Source organism: Prosthecobacter sp., assembly GCF_034366625.1.
Taxonomy (GTDB): domain Bacteria; phylum Verrucomicrobiota; class Verrucomicrobiia; order Verrucomicrobiales; family Verrucomicrobiaceae; genus Prosthecobacter.
This window is the reverse complement of the sequence record NZ_JAXMIH010000023.1, coordinates 157,428-177,004: the sequence shown is the minus strand read 5'-3', so window position 1 is coordinate 177,004 and position 19,577 is coordinate 157,428. Positions and strand designations below refer to the sequence as shown.

Sequence of the window (19,577 nt, the reverse complement as noted above, 5' to 3'; positions counted from 1 at the left end):
GAATAAGGAACGTTGATGCTGGCCTCATGAACACACGTCGCGATTTTGTCCGCAACCTCTCTGCTTTGGCTTTTACGGCTCCCTTGATGGCGGAAACGCCGAAAGTGAAGAACAAGGTCTGCTTTTTCACGAAGCACCTCATCGGCCTGGGCTATGACGACATCGCGGGGCTGGCCGCTGAGATGGGCGTGGATGGCATCGAGGCACCGATCCGGCCAAAAGCAGGGCACATCACGCCGGAGCAGGTCGTGGATGAGCTGCCGAAGTTTGTCGAGGCGCTTAAAAAGCAGAACCTCGAAATGATGATCATGACCTCCGGCATCAACGAGGTGAGCGCCGAGCAGCGCACGGAGGAGGTGCTGCGCACGGCGGCAAAGCTGGGCGTGAAGCGCTTCCGCATGAACTACTTCAAGTATGACCTGAAACAGCCGATCTGGGAGCAGCTCCAGGCCATCCGGCCGAAGATCAAAGATCTCGTGGCCCTGTGCGCGGAGATCGGCATCCAGCCGATGTTTCAGAACCACAGCGGGCAGGATTACTTCGGTGCGGCGGTGTGGGACATCTTCTCGATCATGCGCGAGTATCCGGCGGCGCAGTTCAGCTTCGCCTTCGACATCCTGCACGCCACCTGCGAGGGCGGAAAATCCTGGCCGCTGGAGTTCAACCTCGTGAAAAGCCACATCGGCGCGGCTTACTTCAAGGATTTCAAATGGGACGGGCGCAAGCTCGTCACCGTGCCGCTCGGCGAAGGTCAGGTGGACCCGAAATACGGCGAAATGCTCATGAAAACCGGCTACAGCGGCCCAATTTCACTTCATGTCGAGTATCTCGAAGGCAATCCGAAGGACGCGGCAGTGCTCAAGGGCTTCCGCGAGGCGCATCTGCGGGATATGAAGACGCTCAAGGGGTGGCTGGGGTGGGGGTGAAGCCGGAAGCCCGTAACACTCGACAATACTGTCGGCCGCCAACTAGTTGGGCGACGTCACACGTTTACTTACTATGAACGAAGACCTGCCAGAACAGCTACGAAGCCACTACCAACTCGAAAACGCTTCCTGTGCGGTGTCTGGATTCGAGTCCGTCGCCAAGCTCCACGGGCTGATTGCGCCTGATGCATTTCCCCTCCAATCCGACCCCACCAAGCAAGGGATGGGCTTTGACGACACTAGTTTTTTACTATCACTCTGTTTGTTGGCGTCAGACACGCACTTGGCCCGCGACATTGCACTCGACCGCATCGAGTCGGAGACCAGCGACGGCAAATTCCCCCTCGTGTCCCTACTGACTGGGCAGGCGGGTTCCACTCTCTATTGGCACATCTTCGTTTGCGCCCAACACGGAGGCGACTTACTCCTGATTGACCCGGCTTACCCGAAGGTTCAGGCCCAACAACGCGCCGGACTTGCCGCAGAGTTTCAACGTACTTTAGACGCGATTCCCGACCGTCAGATGATCCACCTTCTAACTTACGTGAAGACCAAATGACAACCGTCTCAACGCCCGACCGTGCTCCGCTGTCGGTGAGCTTGGGATCATTAGATGATTCATACCCACTTGCCCAGTGCAACAAGTCTCAATAGATCATCTCTACGCAATCCAAGAGGTGATGCACTCCACGGGTACACTTTGTGTCATCACGGACGCATCTGCTCGCAGCATGGATGACATGGGATCATGGCTCTACACCGACAAGGACGAGATGAAACATCTTGGCGGGGCGCTAATCCAAATGACCGAAAAGCTTCGAGAGTTTCTACTCCTCGGCATTTCCAAGATGGTTGAGGATTTCTTCAATAACATCAACGAGGTTCAAGGAACAACGATCAGCGTGTGGGATCCGTCCCTGGATCACCTTTCCCATGTGCGAGAAGTTCGCTGGGTCAGGCACCTCAGTAACGTCATCAAACACAACAACAGCGTGATCTCCTCTGTTACCAACTCGAGATCATGTAGAGCGCTCATTCAGCAATTCGGCGCTCCTGACGATACACCGGTTGCCTATCTGCCCGAATTTGGTCGCCTACCTCTTCGCGAAGTCATGCTTCGTTACACATACTACGCGATGACGTTCTGCTTTGCTCTCCTCGACCAAGCCAAATTGTTTTCTCTGAGAAATCAACCGGTCCCACATGACGACATCCCAGACTACATGCTTGACAGATTCGTTCGCCGTTTACCGGGACATCCAGAGCGAGTGACCAACGGTTAACCATGCGTTGCAGCGAACCGCGCCGAACGACATTCGGCCGAAGTGTGTCGACTCTTGCAGAGCTGGCACCCAGCCTGTCAGACTCGCCAGAAGCCCCTCCACACAGCCCTTGCGTGAGTGCCTGAGCGCCCTAAACTCGGCGCTCCCTTCCCCAAAAAAGCCCCCAAACGCATGAGCACCCACGTCAAACTTTACATCCCCGGTCCCGTCGAAGTCAGCCCTGACACCTACGCTGCGATGGCGCAGCCGATGATCGGGCATCGCGGGAAGGGTTTCCAGGATCTGTATGCCGAAATCCAGCCGATGCTGCAGACGCTGTTCGGCACCAAAGGACTGGTGTTTCTGAGCACGTCCTCGGCCTTCGGCATCATGGAGGGCTGCATCCGCAACCTAGTGGCCAAAAAGGTGCTGAACTGCTGCAACGGCGCGTTTGCGGACAAGTGGCATGACGTCTCGAAGCGCTGCGGCAAGCAGGCGGAGGCCTACACCGTGGAGTGGGGCCAGCCGGTGATGGCCGATGAGATCGACAAGCGTCTCGCCACGGGCGAATTCGACGCGGTGACCTTCATCCACAACGAAACCTCCACCGGCGTGCTCAGCCCCATCGCGGAGATCGCGGCGCTGAAGAAGAAATACCCGGAGGTGATGTTCATCACGGACTCGGTGTCTGGTTTCACCACGGTGCCGGTGAACTTCGACGAACTCGGCCTCGACGTGCTGCTCACGGGCAGCCAGAAGGCCTTCGCGCTGCCTCCGGGTCTCGCGCTGTTCACCGCCAGCGAGGCGGCGATGGCGCGTGCAGCAACGATCAATGACCGCGGCTACTACTTCGACTTCCTGGAGTTCAAGGCAAACGGCGAGAAGAGCATGACGCCGAGCACGCCGTGCATTTCGCTGATCTACGGCCTGCGTCATCAGCTCAACAAGATCTTCGCCGAAGGCGTGGACAACCGCTACGCGCGTCACGCCAAGCTCAACGGCATGGTGCACGACTGGGTGATCCGCAACGGCTTCGAGTTCTTTGCGCCGGAGGGTTATCGCTCCAAGTCGCTGACCTGCGTGACAAACAACAAGGGCATCGACGTGACGGCCTTCATCGGCCTGCTGAAGAAGAACCACAGCATGATCATCGACGGCGGTTACGGGAAGCTGAAGGGCAAGACCTTCCGCGTCTCGAACATGGGCGACGAGACCGAGGCGAGCATCAGCACGGTGATCGCCGCGCTGGATGACAGCCTGGCGAAGCTGTGAGGGCGCTCAATTGTGCATGCCATTTTCAACGCGAATGACCACGAATAGGCACGAATGTTCGCGAATCAGATGCCTGCGGCCTGGATTCGCGGATCATTCGCGGCCATTCGCGTTGAGTCTCTGGATTGATGCGCTCACCCAACTTGGTGGTGTGACCACCGTCGGCATAAATCACGCCCGTTTTTGAATCCGGGCGCATTTTCAGACGTTCTACCCTTTGACATGGCCAAAACCCTCCGCGCACTGTTCCCTCTGATCATCCTGCCGCCTGCGGCTGGTATGGCTGGTGGCTGATCACGCACAAACCGGAGATGAAGACGATGGAGACCAAGCCGGTGCTGGTGACGGTGGAGGGCATCACATTGAAAAAGACGACGTACCCGGTGCGCGTGGCCTCGCAGGGCGCGGTGCAGCCGCGCACGCGCAGCACGCTGATGCCGGAGGTGGCCGGGATGATCTTCGAGGTGAGTCCGTCGTTCCGACCGGGCGGCTTTTTTGAGAAGGGCGAGGTGCTGATCAAACTCGATCCTGTGGATTATGAAACAGCCGTGACGACCGCCAAGGCAGCCGTGGCGCTGGCGAAGGTCACTCTTGTAGAAGAAGAAGCGAAAGCGGAGCAAGCGCTCGAAAACTGGAAGGCGCTGGGCCGTCAGGGAGCACCGGGCGAACTCGTCTCCCGCGCACCGCAGGTGGCGCGTGCGAAGGCCGATCTGGCTGCCGCCGAGGCACGCGTGGTAAAAGCGGAACGTGATGCGCAGCGCACCGTGATTCGCGCACCGTATGCCGGGCAGGTTCTGGAACAGGCCGTCGATGTGGGACAATATGTGGGCCAAGGGACCACTTTGGGCCGCATTTTTGCCACCGACTTCGTCGAAGTGCGCCTGCCGCTGCCAGAACGTGAAAGCCAGCACATCAAACTGCCGGAACGTTATCGCGATGCGAATGACCTGACCCCTGCCGCGAAGGTCAAACTGCGCACGACCGCCGCAGGCAAGAGTGTGGCGTGGGAAGGCCGCCTCGTGCGCGTGGAAAGCGCGCTGGATGCAGAAACACGCCAGACGACCGCCGTGGCGCAAATCGACAATCCATTTTCCAAACGTGCGGATGGCGCGCCGCCGCTGAAGATCGGCCAGTTCATCGAGGCGGAGATCGAAGGTGACGCGTTGAACGATGTCTTCATCATCTCACGCTCCGCTGTGCGTGCCGGCGATGAGATCATCCTCATCACGCCGCAAAACACGCTGAAGCGCATGTTTGTGGAGCCAGTTTTCGGCACGGACAAACACATCGTCGTCTCCGCCAATGCAGCCAAGGCTCCCAAAGAAGGAGATGTGCTCTGTCTCACCCCGATCCCCTTCCCGGCTGATGGTGCGCGGGTGAATCCTGTGATCGACGGAATGCCATCAAGCGAAAAAATGGCCGACCAGAAGAAGCCGGAGAAAAAATCCGTGATGCTGGTGCCGGAAGCGAAGCCGCTGCCGTGATGTCGGATCATCGCGATTGAATTTTGTGACAGTGCGCTGGTGAAGCTGGCAAGCAACGTGAGGCTTTGCGCAAAATCGGCGGGGCAACGGAATGACCTCCGTGCGTTGATACAGGGTCATGATCAACCTCACCCGTCTTTACTGTGATGTCGCCCAGCCGATGGACCACCTGCGCTATGGCCGCGGTCACGGCTCACCGACCTCTGCCGCCGAACGTCGCCCCATCGTTGTCTGGAACATCACGCGCCGCTGCAATCTGAAGTGCGTTCATTGTTATCAGGACTCAGACTCAAAGCATTACCCCGGTGAACTGAACTGGGAGCAATGCCAAGGCGTCGTCGACGACCTCGCCGACTACAAAGTGCCCGCCCTGCTGCTTTCCGGCGGTGAGCCGACGATTCATCCCAAATTCTTCGAACTGGCCGAATACGCCACCAGCAAGGGCCTGCGCCTCACTCTTTCCACCAACGGCACGCGGATCAATCCCGAGTGGGCGCGGCGCATCAAGGACATCGGCTTTTCCTACGTCGGCATCTCGCTCGATGGCATGGGGGCCACGCACGATCACTTCCGTGGCAAAGTGGGCGCGTTTGACAAGGCGGTGGCCGCGTTCCGCAACTGCAAGGCTGTCGGCCAGAAAGTCGGTCTGCGACTCACGCTTTCGAGCCACAACATCGCCGAACTCGATGCCATCCTCGACTTCATCGAGCAGGAGGACATCGAACGCGTGTGCTTCTATCACCTCGTCTATAGCGGACGCGGTGCGGAGCTGATAGAAGTGCCCCACGAAGAAACACGCGGTGCCATCGACAAAATCCTCGACCGCACGGCCAAATGGGCTGCCGAAGGCCGTCCACGTGAGGTTTTGACCGTCGATCAGCCGGTGGACGGACCTTACCTCTACATGCGTCTGAAGCGCGAGAACCCGGAGCGGGCCGCACGCGCGATGGAACTCATGAACTGGAACGGCGGCGGCGCGAACAGCAGCGGAACCGGCATCAGCAACATCGACACTCAGGGCAATGTGCATCCCGACCAGTTCTGGCACGAACTCACGCTCGGCAACGTCAAGGAACGCAAGTTCAGTGACATCTGGTCGAATCGTGACAACGCCACGCTCAACGCTCTGCGCGACCGCAAGCAACACCTCACTGGCAAATGCGCCGAATGCAGCTTCCTCAATGTCTGCGGTGGCGGCTTTCGTGTACGCGCCTTGCAAATGACCGGAGATCTCTGGGCTCCTGACCCCTCTTGTTATCTCAACGAGCAGGAAATTGGCCTCGCGCAGGCCGCCTGACAGCCACTCAGCCTAGTTGTTATGATAATTCGGCAAACAAGCCGTTGCGGCAGGATTTTGCGTGCCGGAATTCTTGCTCTCATCTCGTAATCCTGTCAGCATCGGTGGAAATTGAGCGGAGAACTATCTCCGCATCCAACGTTACCACCTTCATCTCCTACAACCATGAAAGCTTCACGTTGTACCATCGGCTGCGCCGCGCGCAGGTTTTCCCTGCTGACAGCGTCTGTCCTCCTCGTTCAATGCTCGCTGCCTCCGCGGCAGGCCTGGCAGTACATTCAAACCAATGGTCTGCTGAATTATTGGGGTTACTCGACACAACGTCAGTCACCGCCATTCCGCACCGGCACTGTGCGTACCCAGCGCTACGCGGCCACTCGCAGCAGTTCCCTGTATCCGCGATATAGCTCAAGGCCCTCGCCAAACTGGTCCTCCTTGTGGGGTTCTGGAATGCCCAACCGCATCCCTTACAACTCCTCTTACTTCTCAGGCTCCTCGCAAAACCGCTACTACAACAGCCCTTCCCCACGATCGGGCAGCGTCGCCACCCGTCCCGCACCACGTCCTAAATCCAGTTACAGCCCGGAAGATCGCAGTCCAAGTGTGAAAATCCCCGTGGAAGAGCCGTCTCCGGCCCCGCAGATCGCCAACAACCCGCCACCGGTCACCAGCTCGAATCCAGCTCCGAGCACCAGTGGCAGCACTTCCTCCACCAAGCCCGCCGCTGGCGACCTGCCCTTTGGCACCCCCATTCCTGGGCGCGTCAACATGGTGAACAGCCCATACGCGGGCAAAACCCAGCTCGTCGATGTTTCTGGCATGGGTGTCGGCCAGACCGTGAAATGCCCGTACACCGGCAAGCTGTTCAAAGTTCCGCCGAGCCAGCAGGCCTCCAACAACACGGATTCGCGCCAGGAATCGAAAGTCGAGACTCCCAAACTCAGTTCCGATCCGAAGGCCGAGGATAAAAAGCCCTGAGCCCGGCTCCAAGCCGCCCTCACCAAGCAGGCAGTTCTGGGAAACCGGGTGCGGACTGCATTTGGTCTTGATTCACCCTTGATCGGTGGAACTCTTGCCGCCCTCAAACCGAAAACGACAACCGATCAATCCATCATGGGTCAGCAACTTAACAAAATCGTCAAACGCCGCCGCCGCAAAAAGTACCTCGAACGCAAGAAGGCTCTGGCCAAGGCCGGTGTCTCCCGTAAAGCGCGCGCCGTCAAATCCGAGGCAAAGGCTGTGAAGAAGGCTCCCGCCAAGAAAGCCGCCGCCAAGAAGGCTCCCGCCAAGCCCAAGGCCGCTGAAGTCGCCACCGAGGTTGCTCCCGCCGCCGCGCCTGAGGCAGTCGTGCAGGAATAACCGGTTTCAACCAGTTCACTTTGAAACAAAAACACCGTCGGGGCATGCCCCGACGGTGTTTTTTTGCACTGAGTCGAATATCGTCCGTTCAGCGGAACCAGAGACTTCCGCCGGCACTTGGATTCGTCGGCGCATTCTGCGAGGAGCTTGAATTGTAGCCATCGTAGTAGCCGCGTTCAAAGCTGGAGCGGTAGCGCGGATCATAACGCCCCACATGCGCCGCCGGATCGGTGACACGTCCGCCCGTGCGATCACGCAGGCCGTAATCGTAGCCTTGGTTGTAGGCTGGATCGCGCGCAGGTGGTTGTTGTGCGGCACCCTGATTGCCGTAGCCGAGTTCACCCTGGCTGTTGTTCATCAAACTGTAGCCTTGGTTGTAACCGTCGCGGTAGGCCATCTCTGTGTTGCGATCAAAACGCGACTGGTAACGATTGTAATCCTGGCTCTGGCGTTGCTGCGCATCCGACCGCCCGTCCTGCTGGCCACGCTCATAAGCCATGCGGCTCATCTCTGAACCTTGGTCGCGCATGTCCTGGCGGTAGGGATTGGCATACGGGTCAGCACCATTCGGACCATAATAAGGATCGACACATTGCGTGAGCAGCAGAGGCAAGGCCAGTGAGGCGAAGAGAGATGTTTTCATGAGATAGAGTGCTTGATCGTAAAAGGCGGTCCGCCTGGTGGCAAGAGCACAATCTCCGACGCTCGCACCGCGTTTCCTGTTCAGGCTAATCCTTCACCGCGGCATCATCTTGGCCTGCTTCTCACGCCACAGCTTCGTTTTAAGCCCCGGAAACACGCTCAGCGCGTTCTCGCGCAAAATCTGCCGCCCGATGTGCTCGGCATCCGCCATGCGCAGGTCACCGCGATCCACACGCTCGGCCAAAACCTCCGCCAGCACCCGTCGTGTGAATTCCGTGGCCCCGTAAATGCCCTCGGCGTGATTGCAGTCCGCGCCCCACAGGATGCGGTTGCTCGGCATCACATCCAACCATTCATGAAAAGCACGTTTCGCCATCGTCTGGCTCAGCGTCGGCAGCCAGACCGAGTCGAGATACACATTTGGCATCCGCGCCGCAATGGCACCCGATTCACCCACCCAAGGATAGCCGCCGTGAAACAGAATGAACGTCGTCTTCGGATTCGCCGCGATCAAATCCACCAGCAGCATCGGATTCGATCCCTGAATACGCGCATGGCCCGTGTGAATCTGAAACGGCAGCCCATGTTTCGCGCTCAACTCGCACAGATGCCACATCATGAAATCCTCGAACGCCTTCACCTGCTCCGGCTTCAAGTCCTTGCTCGGATGCCCGAACGCCTCCACCGCCTGCTCCTTCGCCACCTTCTGAAAATCCAGCGTGCGCTGATAGGCCAGCGTGTGCTTCAAGCCCACAAGTCCCGCCTCCTTCGCCAAAACGAACACGCGCTCCACGAACGTCAGGTAATCATCGAAGCTCTCGATCTTGATGCCCTTCGCCGCCGCAAAGTCATACGGACTCTCCTTCCGCCCACCCTTCGTCACCGCGAACTCCGACGGATGAAACCCGCGAAACAGCGGATTCAGCCGCAGCACGTTCGCCACGAAGCCGTAGTGCGATTCAAAATCGAACGGCTCCCAATACGGATCATTCAGCACCACCTCGATATTCGCCCGCTCCGTGATCACCTCATACAGCCAGCGCTGATCGCGATAGTTCATCGTGATGCGCTCATTCAGCGCCGCTGCCTGAGCATCCGTGATGCCTTCAAAGTCCACGCCATACAGATCCTTCAGCGCCGGCAACGTGTAGCGATAAACGCTCATCGCCCGCACATCCGCAAACCCCGGCTTCGCCCGTTCCCACCATGCCGTAAACTTCTCCTTCGGCTGCCAGCCCGGTACCGACCGAAACCAGCTCAAGTAACTGTTCTGCCAGATCGACGCCAGATTCATCACCTTCGTCCCATCCTCCGCCTCCCGCCACCCCGGCAGCTCCTCCCACTCCCACAGATGATCATGCGTGTCGATGGCCGGAACCTTGTCGAGGAAGGCTTTGATCACCCCATACGACTTCGGCCGCGCTTCCGCAGCCATACCAAGCCCTGCCCAAACGCAGGCGCTCATGCAGAGCACAATCGTTTTCATGTCCCGAGGCTATCAGGGCATGTCTTGTGATGTCCACCACGAATCAGCGATTCACCTGATGATTGCGCAGCTATTTGGAGGCAGGCAGCACGTCGGTTTCAAGCCGACGCCATTTCGCGGCATCTGCTTCACGAGCCTTGATCCGAATCTTCCATAACGGACGCCCCTGCATTTCGAGAATCGTACGTTTAACACATTCAACGGCAGCTTTGACCACCTCCTCATCCGTTACGCCGTATCGCTCCGCCGGTTTCATCTCCGTCAGATCAATGGTCGCCTCAAAATGCCGACAGTTCGCCAACCATTCGCCTCCGACCTCGATTCCGAGGCACGAAAGAATGTTGGAATCCTCCGCAAACGCCGGCTCTCGCTGCAACAATTTGTGCTTGTGAGCCACATAACGCACCATGGATTCCGGCACGGCGTTTACGATGACCGGCACCTTCGCCAGGATCAATTCAGAATCTTGATCAGTGCCCAGTGTGTGAAGCGGCTGATGAACGAACTCGATGCCACTGGTTCCACCATAGGCATGGACAGCACACAGGAACCAAAAAAGCGCGGAGCATGTTTTCATACCAATCTTTTACCACGGCGTCGCCAGAGGCACCAAGGCTTTGTCACTTCTTCCCCTTCTGCGCCGCCGCCGTGAACCAGTCACCGCCGCCGCCACCTCCAAACGGATTGCCCATGCCGCCGCCAGAACTGCGATTGCCACCACCACTGCTCGTGAAGCTGCGCTGACCGCCAGGAGCTGCACCCGCAGGCCGTGGGCCGCCGCTGCCAACCTTCTTCTCAAAGTCCGGCTTCGATTTCATGCTCAGCGCGATGCGCTTCCGTGGAATATCCACTTCCGTAACCGTCACCTGCACGCGCTGGGCCACTTTGACGACCTCCGCCGCATCACGCACAAACGTGTCACTAAGCTGGCTCACATGCACGAGGCCGTCCTGATGCACGCCGATGTCCACGAAGGCGCCAAAGGCCGTCACATTCGTCACGATGCCCGGCAACTTCATGCCGACGGTGAGATGCTTCATCTCGCTGACGCCTTCGGCAAAGTTGAAGACCTCGAACTGTTTGCGCGGATCACGCCCAGGCTTCGCCAGTTCGTTCATGATGTCCTGCAGTGTCGGCAGGCCCACGTCTTCGCTCACATACTTCTTCAGGTCGATCTTCTGGCGCAAATCCGCGCGCTGCATGAGGTCGCCGACCGTGCAGCCGATCTCAGCGGCCATTTTTTCCACGAGCAGATAGCGCTCAGGATGCACCGCACTCGCATCCAGCGGATGCGCCGCATCGCGGATGCGCAGGAAGCCCGCAGCCTGCTCAAAGGCTTTGTCGCCGAGCCGTGGCACCTTGAGCAGGTCTTTGCGCGTCTTGAACGGACCGTTCTCGTTGCGGAAGGCCACGATGTTGGCGGCATGGCTGGAGTTCAGGCCAGAAACATAACTGAGGAGCTGCTTGCTCGCCGTGTTCAGCTCCACGCCGACGCCGTTCACCGCGCTAATCACCACGTTGTCGAGACTGCTCTTGAGCAGGTTCTGATCGACATCATGTTGATACTGCCCCACGCCGATCGACTTCGGATCAAGCTTCACCAACTCCGCCAACGGGTCCATGAGACGCCGGGCGATGGAAACCGAGCCACGCACAGTGATGTCCTGCGTTGGGAACTCCTCACGCGCCACTTCGCTGGCACTGTAAATCGACGCGCCGCTTTCATTCACCATGATCACCGGAATCGCCTTTGGAATGCCGATCTTGTTCACGAACATCTCCGTTTCACGGCTCGCGGTCCCATTGCCGATGGCGATGGCCTGAATCTTGAAGCGCTCGATCAAATTCAGCAGCAGCGTCTTCGCCTGCACGAGACTGTTGCCATCGCCGAGCAGGTAAATGACATCGTTGAACAAAAGCTGCCCCTGCGCATCGAGCACGACCACCTTGCAGCCCGTGCGGAAGCCCGGATCGATGCCCAACACACGTTTCTGGCCCAGCGGAGCCGCCAGCAGCAGTTCGCGCAGATTATCGGCAAACACGCGCACCGATTCCGTATCGGCCTTCTTCTTGGATTCCAGACGAGTCTCGGTTTCCATGCTGGAACTCATCAAGCGCTTGTAACTGTCCGCGCAGGCCAGCTTCATCTGGTCCGAGCACACATTGCCACCTTTGACGAAGATGTTTTCGAGCATCTTGACCGCCGTGTCCTCCGGTGGCGTGATGCGCATCAGCAGAAAGCCTTCTTTTTCGCCACGACGAATCGCCAGCATGCGGTGTGACGGAATCGACTTCAGCGGCTCGCTCCAGTCGAAGTAATCGCGGAATTTCTGCGCCTCCTCGTCGGTCTCCTTGCCAAACATGACCTTGGAAATGACCGTGGACTGCTCCGTGAAGAATTTACGCAGCGTCGCACGCGCCTCCGCATGATCGCTGATGCGTTCCGCGATGATGTCGCGCGCACCGCTGAGTGCATCGGCGGCATCTTTGACACGCAGCTCCTCAGTTTCGTGAGTCGTGTTCACAAACTTCGCCGCCTCAGCGCTCAGATCGACACCCTGCGTCATCAGATTCGCTTCAATGAAGTCCGCCAGCGGCTCCAGGCCTTTTTCCTTCGCGATGGTGGCCCGCGTGCGACGTTTCGGCCGGAACGGCGCGAAAATATCTTCCAGCGCATTGATCGTCTCCGCTTTGTCGATCTTCACCCGCAGGATGTCCGTCATCAGCTTGCGTTCTTCCAGCGACTTCACGATGGCTCCACGTCGGTCATCCAGCGCTACGAGTTGCTCCATGCGTTCCTTCACGTTCAAGATCTGCACCTCATCCATCGACCCCGTGGCTTCTTTACGATAACGGGCGATGAACGGCACCGTGGCACCGTCGGCAAACAATTTGGCCGTCGCGACGACCTGGATGGCCCGCAGGCCCAGTTCCTTGGCGACACGCTCGACGTGAGCGACATTGATGTTGAGTTCGTTGGCAGCAGACATGGCTGAAAATTGGAAAGCTGAAATTGGAAATGCGAAATCTCTGGTTGGGAATGGTGGAGTTAGCGAGACCACCCAACGCGGCAACTGATGACCACCACATGTGAAAAATTTTTGTCGGAGGCATGGCTTGACATCATCGCGTGACAAAGAGCAGTGGTTGAAGCGTAATCGGATCATGAAGCACCTCTGTTTGTTCATCCTGCTGCTCAATTGCCTCGCCCACGGCCAAGACTGGCCCCGCTGGCGCGGTCCGAATGCGGACGGGCGATGGAATCCAACGGATATTCCGACCGATTTCGCGAAGAAGGAACCGGAGCGGCTGTGGAAAACCGAGATTGGGGCCGGATTCGGCGGCGTGACGGTCAGTGGCGGGCTGGTTTATGTGATGGACCGCCTCAAAACCCCGAAGGAGGTCGAACGCGTGCTGTGCTTCGATGCGGAAACCGGCAAGGAAGTCTGGCAACAGAGCTGGGAGATGAGCTACGGCAGCATGGACTATGGAACCGGGCCACGTGCTTCGGTGAACATCCTGGATGGCAAGGCGTATGCGCTCGGAGCGACGGGTGCGGCTTTGTGTCTCGATGCGAAGACCGGCAAGGTGCTCTGGCAGGTGAATACGGTTGAAACCTATGGTGCCAAGATTCCGACCTGGGGCTTTGCGGCATCGCCCGTGGTCGATGGGAATCGCGTGTTGCTCCATGTCGGCGCGAAGAACGGCTCCGTCATCGCTTTGGACAAAAGCAGCGGCAAGGAAGTCTGGCGCGGCGGGTCTGATCCGGCGGGTTACTGCACGCCGGGGATCATCACGCATGCCGGAACGCGTCAGCTCATCGCCTGGGGGCCAGAGCATGTGCAGAGCCTCAATCCCGACAGCGGGGCGGTGAACTGGACTTATCCGTACAAGATCACCTATGGCGTCAGCATCGCGCAGCCGTTGTATCATGACGGTGTGCTGCTGGTGTCCGGCTACTGGCATGGCTCGAAGGCGTTCCGGCTCGGAACGGGTGTTGAATTGCTCTGGGAGAATGAAACGGAGATATGCGGCCTCATGTCGGCCCCGCTGTTCAAAGACGGCATCGTTTACATGCTCGACAAGAAGCGCGGCCTGCAAGCCTTCGAGCTGAAGACCGGCAAGATTCTCTGGAGCGATGACAACACGCTCACGCCGAAGGACAGCAACCCGCAGATGAGCCTCGTATGGATGGATGAAGCGATAAACCTCGCCGCGCTGCTCAATGCGAGCGGAGAACTCGTCTATGTGACGCTCAAACCAGAAAAGCGCGAGGAACTGGCCCGCTGGCAGATCATCGGCAAAACCTGGGCGCATCCCGCCTTCGCTGGAAACCGAGTATTTGCGCGCAACGATAAAGAACTGGTGGCTTGGCGGCTTTGGTAGTCCGCATGAAACTCTGGCTGCCCTTCCTTCTCGCCGTTTTTGTCATCGCCGCCGCTCCTGTGGCCGAAAAGCCTGCTTGGAAGGCGGGAGCGGCCTCAGCGAAGATCACGCCGGAGAAGTCGATGTGGATGGCCGGTTATGCGGGGCGGACGAAACCGTCTGAGGGCGTTGAGCTGGATCTCTTCGCGAAGGCGTTTGTGTTCACGGATGAAGCAGGAGCACGGTTTGCGCTGGTGACGATGGATTTGATCGGCGTGCCACGAAATCTGCGTCTCGCCGTGGCCGAGCGTGTGAAGAAGGAGCACGGGATCGAACCGGCAAACCTCGCCATCAACGCCTCGCACACGCATAGCGGGCCGGAACTGCGCACGAGCAAGATTTTCGGCGCGGATGACGTGGCGTTGCGCGAGAAGGAGGCCGCCGAATACACGGCGAAGCTGGAGGACACGATAGTGCGGCTGATTGGCGATGTGCTGCAGAAATCCGTGCCCGCGCATCTCGATTACAGCACCGCACGCTGTGGCGTGTCGATGAATCGCCGCACGCCGGATGGCAAAGGCGGCTGGAGCAATTTCCCGAATCCCAACGGCCCGGTGGATCAAACCGTGCCGGTGTTGAAGGCCACAAGTGGCGAAGGCAAAGAGATCGCCGTCATCTTTGGCTATTCATGCCACTGCACGACGCTCGGTCATCAGAAGTTCAGCGGCGACTACGCCGGTTACGCGCAACAGGCGCTGGAACAGGCCCACCCCGATGCCGTGGCGATGTTTGCGAACGGTTGCAGCGGCGATCAGAACCCCTACCCGCGCCGCACGATGGAACTCGCGCAGACACACGGCAGATCACTCGCCACATCGGTCGAAGCCGCGCTCACGACGAACATGAAGCGTCTCACCGGCCCCATCCGCGCTGCGTATCGCGAGATCCCGCTGGCCTACGACAAGCTGCCGACGAAGGAACAGCTTCTCGAAGAACAGAAGTCCACCAACAAGTGGCAGGCCACGCATGCCACACGTGTGTTGCAGCGCATCGAGCAGGAAGGTCCGCTACCAGCGACTTATCCGTATCCCGTGCAGGTTGTCCGCCTCGGCAACGACCTCACCTGGGTCACGCTCGGCGGCGAGGTCGTCGTCGATTACTCGCTGCGGCTCAAACAGGACATCAAGGATCCCATCGTGTGGGTCAGCGGCTACACCAATGACGTCATGGCCTACATCCCCAGCCTCCGCATCTGGCAGGAAGGCGGCTATGAAGGCGGCGGCGCGATGATCTATGGAACACACCCGACGCGCTGGAGCGACAAGACGGAGACACATATCATTGGCACGGTGATGGAGTTGCGGAAGAACATTGAATAAGCACTCCGTGCGAAGTAACTCAGCGACACATGACTCAACCCCAGTGGAACAACGACCTGGCATGCAAGTTAAGGGAACCCGCATACAACCCAGCGTCCCTTGATATCGTGGAGCAAAGGGATTTTTTTCTTCAGGAATACAAGCAGTTCAACAATGAACTCCGCAGTTGTTTGATAACGCATCTTCGCGAGTGTGGCCAAGAAGCACCACCTGAACACTGCTTTGCAATGAACGACCATCCCTATGGAGGATCACGATTTGTTCAGATTGAGGTTTTGAAAAAATGCCTTTGGAGCCCCGCCCTCCTCCAGAAGATCGCTGACATCGTGAGCAACTTCAAAACAAGTTATGCCGTGGAATACTCGCAAGACATCGAAGACGAGTGCTTGGGCGTGAACTTCTTTGTGGTCAGCAGTGATCAGATCGTTGCTTATTTCTCCAGCGAAGAAGAGGCACTCGCATTTGGTGTGAGCAAGCTGGATTCGTGAGCCAAACAAAACGGGCCGGGAGATGATCCCGGTCGGTGTCACTCCTCCTCACCAAGTTTGACTCATGACCGCCAGCCGCTTACTTTGCCCGCATGACAGTCACCATCTCAGCCAACGGACTCCTTGAGATTCCTGCGATCTTCCGCGAAGCCGACGCGATCCAGCCCGGCCAGCGCTGGGAGATCGAGCGCATTGGCAAAGGGGCTTATCAACTCCGCGTGGCAGCGGATGAGGCCAAGCCCAAGCGCCGACTCGTGGATGTGCTGCTGGACTGCCCGGTGAAGGGCTGGCTTGCCGAGCCTGATCGCTCCGAACTGACCACGCTGGCACCGCCTGCCCTTTTTGCCGAATGACTTTCCTCGTCGATGCCAATGTCCTCTCGGAGCCGACGAAACCTCGTTTCGAGCAGAGAGTCATCGACTGGCTGACCGAGAACGATGCAGAGATCGTCGTGGACCCGGTGGTCATGGGTGAAATTTGGGAGGGCATCGTGGCCCTCGACGCTGGCAAGAAGCAACGCGATCTGATGCAATGGTTCACCGAATTGCGCGCCAGCGTCCTGTGCCTCGACTGGACTCTCGACACTGCCGTCGCGTGGGCGGAGCTGCGTGACGATGTGCGGCGGCGGGGCTTCACCGTTCCTATCAAAGACACCCTCATCGCCGCTACGGCGAAGCAGCATGGTCTCACCGTTGCCACCCGGAATGTCGATGATTTCATCCGGTGTGGCGTGCCGGTGTTGAATCCCTTCTCTGACGTGCGGAGGAATTGATGCGCTACGCAAAACGGCCCGGAAGGTGATTCCGGGCCGTGTGAGTGTTGAAGATTGAATTGATGGGGACAGGAGTGTCCGCGCTCCCTTCGATTTACTTGCTCGCCTCGGCGAACTGGGCGTCGAAGATGATCTTGCTGGGGGGGAAGTCGATCTTTTTGCAGAAGGCGGCGGATTCGGTGGCGCCGAACTCGCGATCCATCGCGCCGTCTTCCCATTCGACGCTGAGCGGGCCGCCGTAGTCGATGTCGTTGAGGGCGCGGATGATGAGCTCGAAGTTGATCTTGCCACGCCCGACGGACTTGAAGTCCCAGTAGCGGCTGGGCTTGTGGAAATCGACGTGACCGCCGAAGACGCCCACGGTGCCGTCGCCGATGCCCCATGAGACGTCCTTCATGTGAACGTGGAAGATGCGGTCGCTGAACTTGTAGAGGAACTTCACATAATCGACGCCCTGGTAGCCGAAGTGGCTGGGGTCGTAGTTGAAGCCGAAGGCGGGATGGTAGTCGATGGCCTGGAGCGCACGCTCGGCGCTGGCGATGTCGAAGGCGATCTCGGTGGGATGCACTTCGAGCGCGTAGCGGATGCCGAGCTTCTGGTATTCATCGAGGATGGGCTTGAAGCGCTTGGCGAAATCGGCGTAACCGGCATCGATCTGGCCGGGGAGATTCGGCGGGAAGGAATAGACGAGGTGCCAGATGCTGCTGCCGGTGAAGCCGTTGACGACGCTGACGCCGAAACGTTTGGCGGCATGGGCGGTCTTGATCAGTTCCTCGGCGGCACGCTGACGGACGCCTTCGGGATTGCCGTCGCCATAGATCGCCGGAGACAGGATCTGGGCGTGGCGGGGGTCGATGTTGTCGCACACGGCCTGACCGACGAGGTGGGTGGAGATGGCGTGGCACTGCATGCCAGCGGCTTTCAATTTCGCGCGCTTGGCATCGCAGTAGGCCTGGTCGGCTTTCTCGACCTCAAAGTGGTCGCCCCAGCAGGCGAGTTCGACGCCGTCATAGCCGAAGGCCTTGGCCTTCTGAATCATGGTATCGCAGGAAAGATCGGCCCACTGGCCGGTGAAGAGTGTGACGGGACGTGGCATGGTGTTGAGTTAGGTTGTGGAGGGCGGGAAGAAGGAGAAAGAATGGCGAATGTCGAATGTGGAATGACGAATTTTTACGAAGCGGCGGCTATTTGGGCTCGATCTTCAAGGTGCGGGTGAGGGTGAAGGGATAATTGAAGTCGAGCTGGGCTTTGCCGATACCCACGAGGTTCGCCTCGCCCTTGAGGGCGTAGGTGCCTTTGATTTTCGTGTCCACATCGAGCATGTCGGAGAGGCGGCGGATGACGGTGGCCTCGAAGGTGATCTCGACATGCGAGTTGTAGCCCATGGGGCGCTCCAGGCTGAGGCCACCGGTGATGGCGATGGTGGCGTGCGGGCCGTCGGGCTTTTCATCAAGGCTGACGAAGGTGCATGAGATGTCCTTCGGCACCACAAAACCGGCGGCCTTGCCTCGCGGAGCGGGGATTTCGGTCTTCCAGGTTTCACCCGGTTTGTGCGCGTCGGAGCCGATGCAGAGCGACAGGACATCGAGCAGTCCAGCGGTGAAGGCGAGGTTGTCCAGCGTCTGACGTTCCTCAGGCGTGGCCTTGCCTTGGACGAGGTCGTAGTTCCAACGTGCGCCACTTTTGCGGGCGCGCAGCATTCTGGACATGAGCGATGATGTCTGCTCGTTCGGCGGCGGCACCGGACCCATGAAATGCGCCAACTCGGTCAGAAACTCGGCCACGCGGATCTCCTCCACGCCTGCACCAGCAATGCGGCGCACCAGATTCAGCCGCTGCACATAGCGTGTGCTCACCGCAGTGGTCTCCTTGGGACTCACCTGCTTCGAGATGCCGTTCTCGATGCGGATTTCACGTTTCTCACGCAGCTCCGTGCCGCTGCGGAGCGGCAGGTTCTTGTTCAGCACCACCGGACGGGCGGCGTTTTGCCCTGCGGCGGAGTTGAATGCCAGCAGGGCGACGGCAATAAGGCGCACGGAAGGCGATGAAGCGTACATGCTTTCAAACTACCAAAGTCACCGCCCCAACCACAAGCCTCAAGCGCGGCAAAGGCGCAAAAACAGGCTTGGAGTGCCTGCCACGGTCAGAATAGACTCCAACCACGCGTTTTCTGACATGGGAAACGATTTTCTCACATGCACTCCAGCCGCACCCTTTGCGTCCGAACCTCCGCAGCCGCCTTCACGCTGCTGGAGTTGCTGGTCATCATTGTCATCATCACGATCTCGCTGTCCATCCTAGGACTCGCGATGGCGGAGCCGGATGTGGGACGGCGGCTGGACCGGGGCGCGCAGTATCTCTCCGGCAAAGTACGCGAGACACGCAGTGTGGCCGCGATGCGCCTGAGCAACGCGCGTCTGCTGGTGAACGCCAATCCCGCGCAGCCGGAACTGATGTGGCAGTCCTTTGTCATCGTGGTGGAAACGGAGATCGGCAGTGACGCGTGGGAGCCGGTGGGCACGCCGGACCGGCTGCCTGCGGGCATCTGCTGGGTGCCGCCATCCGGCGCGAGCGGCTGGAGCGGCCCGCTTTCCTTCGGCGGCAAGCCGGTGCAGCTCACACAACGCATCGGTGCCTGGCAGGAGGGGACGCCCTGCTGGGCGTATGAGTTCACGCCCTCGGCGCGCATTGCGAGCCGGCGCTACGATCTGGTTCTGGCGGAAGGCAGCACGCTGGGCGGAGCCGGTGTGCTGCGGAATCCTCAAAATTTTCGCGGCATGCATGTGAACGCCTACGGCCATGTGTCCGAGATCGCCGACATGGCGCAGATCCGCTGAACTTTGGG

Annotated in this window: 20 protein-coding genes; 14 read left to right on the top strand and 6 right to left on the bottom strand. The window is 59.0% G+C overall.

What is annotated here, in order from left to right; translation table 11 throughout:
- The first annotated feature begins 26 nt into the window (after positions 1-26).
- From U1A53_RS21405 to U1A53_RS21370, 8 genes are all read left to right on the top strand, one after another.
- Complete coding sequence (locus U1A53_RS21405; RefSeq protein WP_322283896.1) at positions 27-926, top strand: TIM barrel protein; 900 nt, start codon at positions 27-29, stop codon at positions 924-926.
- Positions 927-999: 73 nt separating this feature from the next.
- On the top strand, positions 1,000-1,485 hold the full coding sequence (locus tag U1A53_RS21400) for a hypothetical protein (RefSeq protein WP_322283895.1): 486 nt from the start codon (positions 1,000-1,002) through the stop codon (positions 1,483-1,485).
- A gap of 76 nt (positions 1,486-1,561) precedes the next feature.
- The gene (locus tag U1A53_RS21395) at positions 1,562-2,209 is read left to right on the top strand and encodes a hypothetical protein (RefSeq protein ID WP_322283894.1); all 648 of its coding nucleotides are present in this window, start codon (positions 1,562-1,564) and stop codon (positions 2,207-2,209) included.
- Positions 2,210-2,380: 171 nt separating this feature from the next.
- The gene (locus tag U1A53_RS21390; RefSeq protein ID WP_322283893.1) at positions 2,381-3,460 is read left to right on the top strand and encodes an alanine--glyoxylate aminotransferase family protein; all 1,080 of its coding nucleotides are present in this window, start codon (positions 2,381-2,383) and stop codon (positions 3,458-3,460) included.
- 311 nt (positions 3,461-3,771) lie between these two features.
- The gene (locus tag U1A53_RS21385) at positions 3,772-4,944 is read left to right on the top strand and encodes an efflux RND transporter periplasmic adaptor subunit (RefSeq protein ID WP_322283892.1); all 1,173 of its coding nucleotides are present in this window, start codon (positions 3,772-3,774) and stop codon (positions 4,942-4,944) included.
- 118 nt (positions 4,945-5,062) lie between these two features.
- Complete coding sequence (locus U1A53_RS21380; RefSeq protein WP_322283891.1) at positions 5,063-6,241, top strand: radical SAM protein; 1,179 nt, start codon at positions 5,063-5,065, stop codon at positions 6,239-6,241.
- Positions 6,242-6,406: 165 nt separating this feature from the next.
- On the top strand, positions 6,407-7,219 hold the full coding sequence (locus U1A53_RS21375; protein ID WP_322283890.1) for a hypothetical protein: 813 nt from the start codon (positions 6,407-6,409) through the stop codon (positions 7,217-7,219).
- A 135-nt stretch (positions 7,220-7,354) separates the two neighbouring features.
- The gene (locus U1A53_RS21370; RefSeq protein WP_322283889.1) at positions 7,355-7,600 is read left to right on the top strand and encodes a hypothetical protein; all 246 of its coding nucleotides are present in this window, start codon (positions 7,355-7,357) and stop codon (positions 7,598-7,600) included.
- 88 nt (positions 7,601-7,688) lie between these two features.
- Here the strand turns inward: U1A53_RS21370 and U1A53_RS21365 are convergent, their stop codons facing one another.
- The 4 genes from U1A53_RS21365 to U1A53_RS21350 form a co-directional block, all read right to left on the bottom strand.
- Entirely contained in the window at positions 7,689-8,243 is a 555-nt protein-coding gene (locus U1A53_RS21365) for a hypothetical protein (RefSeq protein ID WP_322283888.1), read from the bottom strand.
- Positions 8,244-8,336: 93 nt separating this feature from the next.
- Entirely contained in the window at positions 8,337-9,728 is a 1,392-nt protein-coding gene (locus U1A53_RS21360; RefSeq protein ID WP_322283887.1) for an amidohydrolase family protein, read from the bottom strand.
- Positions 9,729-9,798: 70 nt separating this feature from the next.
- Complete coding sequence (locus U1A53_RS21355; protein ID WP_322283886.1) at positions 9,799-10,305, bottom strand: hypothetical protein; 507 nt, start codon at positions 10,303-10,305, stop codon at positions 9,799-9,801.
- A gap of 43 nt (positions 10,306-10,348) precedes the next feature.
- Positions 10,349-12,718 (bottom strand): Tex family protein, encoded by a 2,370-nt coding sequence (locus U1A53_RS21350; protein WP_322283885.1) that lies wholly within the window; start codon positions 12,716-12,718, stop codon positions 10,349-10,351.
- Between the two features lie 175 nt (positions 12,719-12,893).
- Here U1A53_RS21350 and U1A53_RS21345 point away from each other — a divergent pair, with 175 nt between their 5' ends.
- The 5 genes from U1A53_RS21345 (at position 12,894) to U1A53_RS21325 (ending at position 16,732) form a co-directional block, all read left to right on the top strand.
- Positions 12,894-14,114: a PQQ-binding-like beta-propeller repeat protein gene (locus tag U1A53_RS21345; RefSeq protein WP_322283884.1), complete on the top strand. Its 1,221-nt coding sequence runs from the start codon at positions 12,894-12,896 to the stop codon at positions 14,112-14,114.
- A gap of 5 nt (positions 14,115-14,119) precedes the next feature.
- A complete protein-coding gene (locus U1A53_RS21340; RefSeq protein WP_322283883.1) occupies positions 14,120-15,472 on the top strand; it encodes a neutral/alkaline non-lysosomal ceramidase N-terminal domain-containing protein in 1,353 nt (450 codons plus the stop codon).
- Between the two features lie 29 nt (positions 15,473-15,501).
- Positions 15,502-15,960: a hypothetical protein gene (locus tag U1A53_RS21335; protein ID WP_322283882.1), complete on the top strand. Its 459-nt coding sequence runs from the start codon at positions 15,502-15,504 to the stop codon at positions 15,958-15,960.
- A 92-nt stretch (positions 15,961-16,052) separates the two neighbouring features.
- Positions 16,053-16,313 (top strand): hypothetical protein, encoded by a 261-nt coding sequence (locus U1A53_RS21330; protein ID WP_322283881.1) that lies wholly within the window; start codon positions 16,053-16,055, stop codon positions 16,311-16,313.
- Positions 16,310-16,732, top strand: a complete 423-nt coding sequence (locus U1A53_RS21325; RefSeq protein WP_322283880.1) for a PIN domain-containing protein — start codon at positions 16,310-16,312, stop codon at positions 16,730-16,732. The genes U1A53_RS21330 and U1A53_RS21325 overlap by 4 nt, the downstream gene beginning before the upstream one ends.
- 94 nt (positions 16,733-16,826) lie before the next feature.
- Here U1A53_RS21325 and U1A53_RS21320 read toward each other — a convergent pair whose 3' ends face one another.
- Positions 16,827-17,828: a sugar phosphate isomerase/epimerase family protein gene (locus U1A53_RS21320; RefSeq protein ID WP_322283879.1), complete on the bottom strand. Its 1,002-nt coding sequence runs from the start codon at positions 17,826-17,828 to the stop codon at positions 16,827-16,829.
- Between the two features lie 88 nt (positions 17,829-17,916).
- Positions 17,917-18,789 carry a hypothetical protein gene (locus U1A53_RS21315; RefSeq protein WP_322283878.1) on the bottom strand — a complete coding sequence of 291 codons (873 nt, stop codon included), beginning with the start codon at positions 18,787-18,789 and terminating at the stop codon, positions 17,917-17,919.
- A 138-nt stretch (positions 18,790-18,927) separates the two neighbouring features.
- Here U1A53_RS21315 and U1A53_RS21310 point away from each other — a divergent pair, with 138 nt between their 5' ends.
- On the top strand, positions 18,928-19,569 hold the full coding sequence (locus tag U1A53_RS21310) for a hypothetical protein (RefSeq protein WP_322283877.1): 642 nt from the start codon (positions 18,928-18,930) through the stop codon (positions 19,567-19,569).
- Positions 19,570-19,577: the final 8 nt, after the last annotated feature.

What these genes read in the sequence shown, in the direction of transcription:
- U1A53_RS21315 (WP_322283878.1), bottom strand. Translation starts at nt 18,789, where the DNA reads ATGTACGCTTCATCGCCTTCCGTGCGCCTTATTGCCGTCGCCCTGCTG.
- U1A53_RS21310 (WP_322283877.1), top strand. Translation starts at nt 18,928, where the DNA reads ATGCACTCCAGCCGCACCCTTTGCGTCCGAACCTCCGCAGCCGCCTTC.
- U1A53_RS21390 (WP_322283893.1), top strand. Translation starts at nt 2,381, where the DNA reads ATGAGCACCCACGTCAAACTTTACATCCCCGGTCCCGTCGAAGTCAGC.
- U1A53_RS21370 (WP_322283889.1), top strand. Translation starts at nt 7,355, where the DNA reads ATGGGTCAGCAACTTAACAAAATCGTCAAACGCCGCCGCCGCAAAAAG.
- U1A53_RS21345 (WP_322283884.1), top strand. Translation starts at nt 12,894, where the DNA reads ATGAAGCACCTCTGTTTGTTCATCCTGCTGCTCAATTGCCTCGCCCAC.
- U1A53_RS21380 (WP_322283891.1), top strand. Translation starts at nt 5,063, where the DNA reads ATGATCAACCTCACCCGTCTTTACTGTGATGTCGCCCAGCCGATGGAC.
- U1A53_RS21405 (WP_322283896.1), top strand. Translation starts at nt 27, where the DNA reads ATGAACACACGTCGCGATTTTGTCCGCAACCTCTCTGCTTTGGCTTTT.
- U1A53_RS21340 (WP_322283883.1), top strand. Translation starts at nt 14,120, where the DNA reads ATGAAACTCTGGCTGCCCTTCCTTCTCGCCGTTTTTGTCATCGCCGCC.
- U1A53_RS21385 (WP_322283892.1), top strand. Translation starts at nt 3,772, where the DNA reads ATGAAGACGATGGAGACCAAGCCGGTGCTGGTGACGGTGGAGGGCATC.
- U1A53_RS21320 (WP_322283879.1), bottom strand. Translation starts at nt 17,828, where the DNA reads ATGCCACGTCCCGTCACACTCTTCACCGGCCAGTGGGCCGATCTTTCC.
- U1A53_RS21330 (WP_322283881.1), top strand. Translation starts at nt 16,053, where the DNA reads ATGACAGTCACCATCTCAGCCAACGGACTCCTTGAGATTCCTGCGATC.
- U1A53_RS21375 (WP_322283890.1), top strand. Translation starts at nt 6,407, where the DNA reads ATGAAAGCTTCACGTTGTACCATCGGCTGCGCCGCGCGCAGGTTTTCC.
- U1A53_RS21350 (WP_322283885.1), bottom strand. Translation starts at nt 12,718, where the DNA reads ATGTCTGCTGCCAACGAACTCAACATCAATGTCGCTCACGTCGAGCGT.
- U1A53_RS21365 (WP_322283888.1), bottom strand. Translation starts at nt 8,243, where the DNA reads ATGAAAACATCTCTCTTCGCCTCACTGGCCTTGCCTCTGCTGCTCACG.
- U1A53_RS21325 (WP_322283880.1), top strand. Translation starts at nt 16,310, where the DNA reads ATGACTTTCCTCGTCGATGCCAATGTCCTCTCGGAGCCGACGAAACCT.
- U1A53_RS21400 (WP_322283895.1), top strand. Translation starts at nt 1,000, where the DNA reads ATGAACGAAGACCTGCCAGAACAGCTACGAAGCCACTACCAACTCGAA.
- U1A53_RS21360 (WP_322283887.1), bottom strand. Translation starts at nt 9,728, where the DNA reads ATGAAAACGATTGTGCTCTGCATGAGCGCCTGCGTTTGGGCAGGGCTT.
- U1A53_RS21335 (WP_322283882.1), top strand. Translation starts at nt 15,502, where the DNA reads ATGACTCAACCCCAGTGGAACAACGACCTGGCATGCAAGTTAAGGGAA.
- U1A53_RS21355 (WP_322283886.1), bottom strand. Translation starts at nt 10,305, where the DNA reads ATGAAAACATGCTCCGCGCTTTTTTGGTTCCTGTGTGCTGTCCATGCC.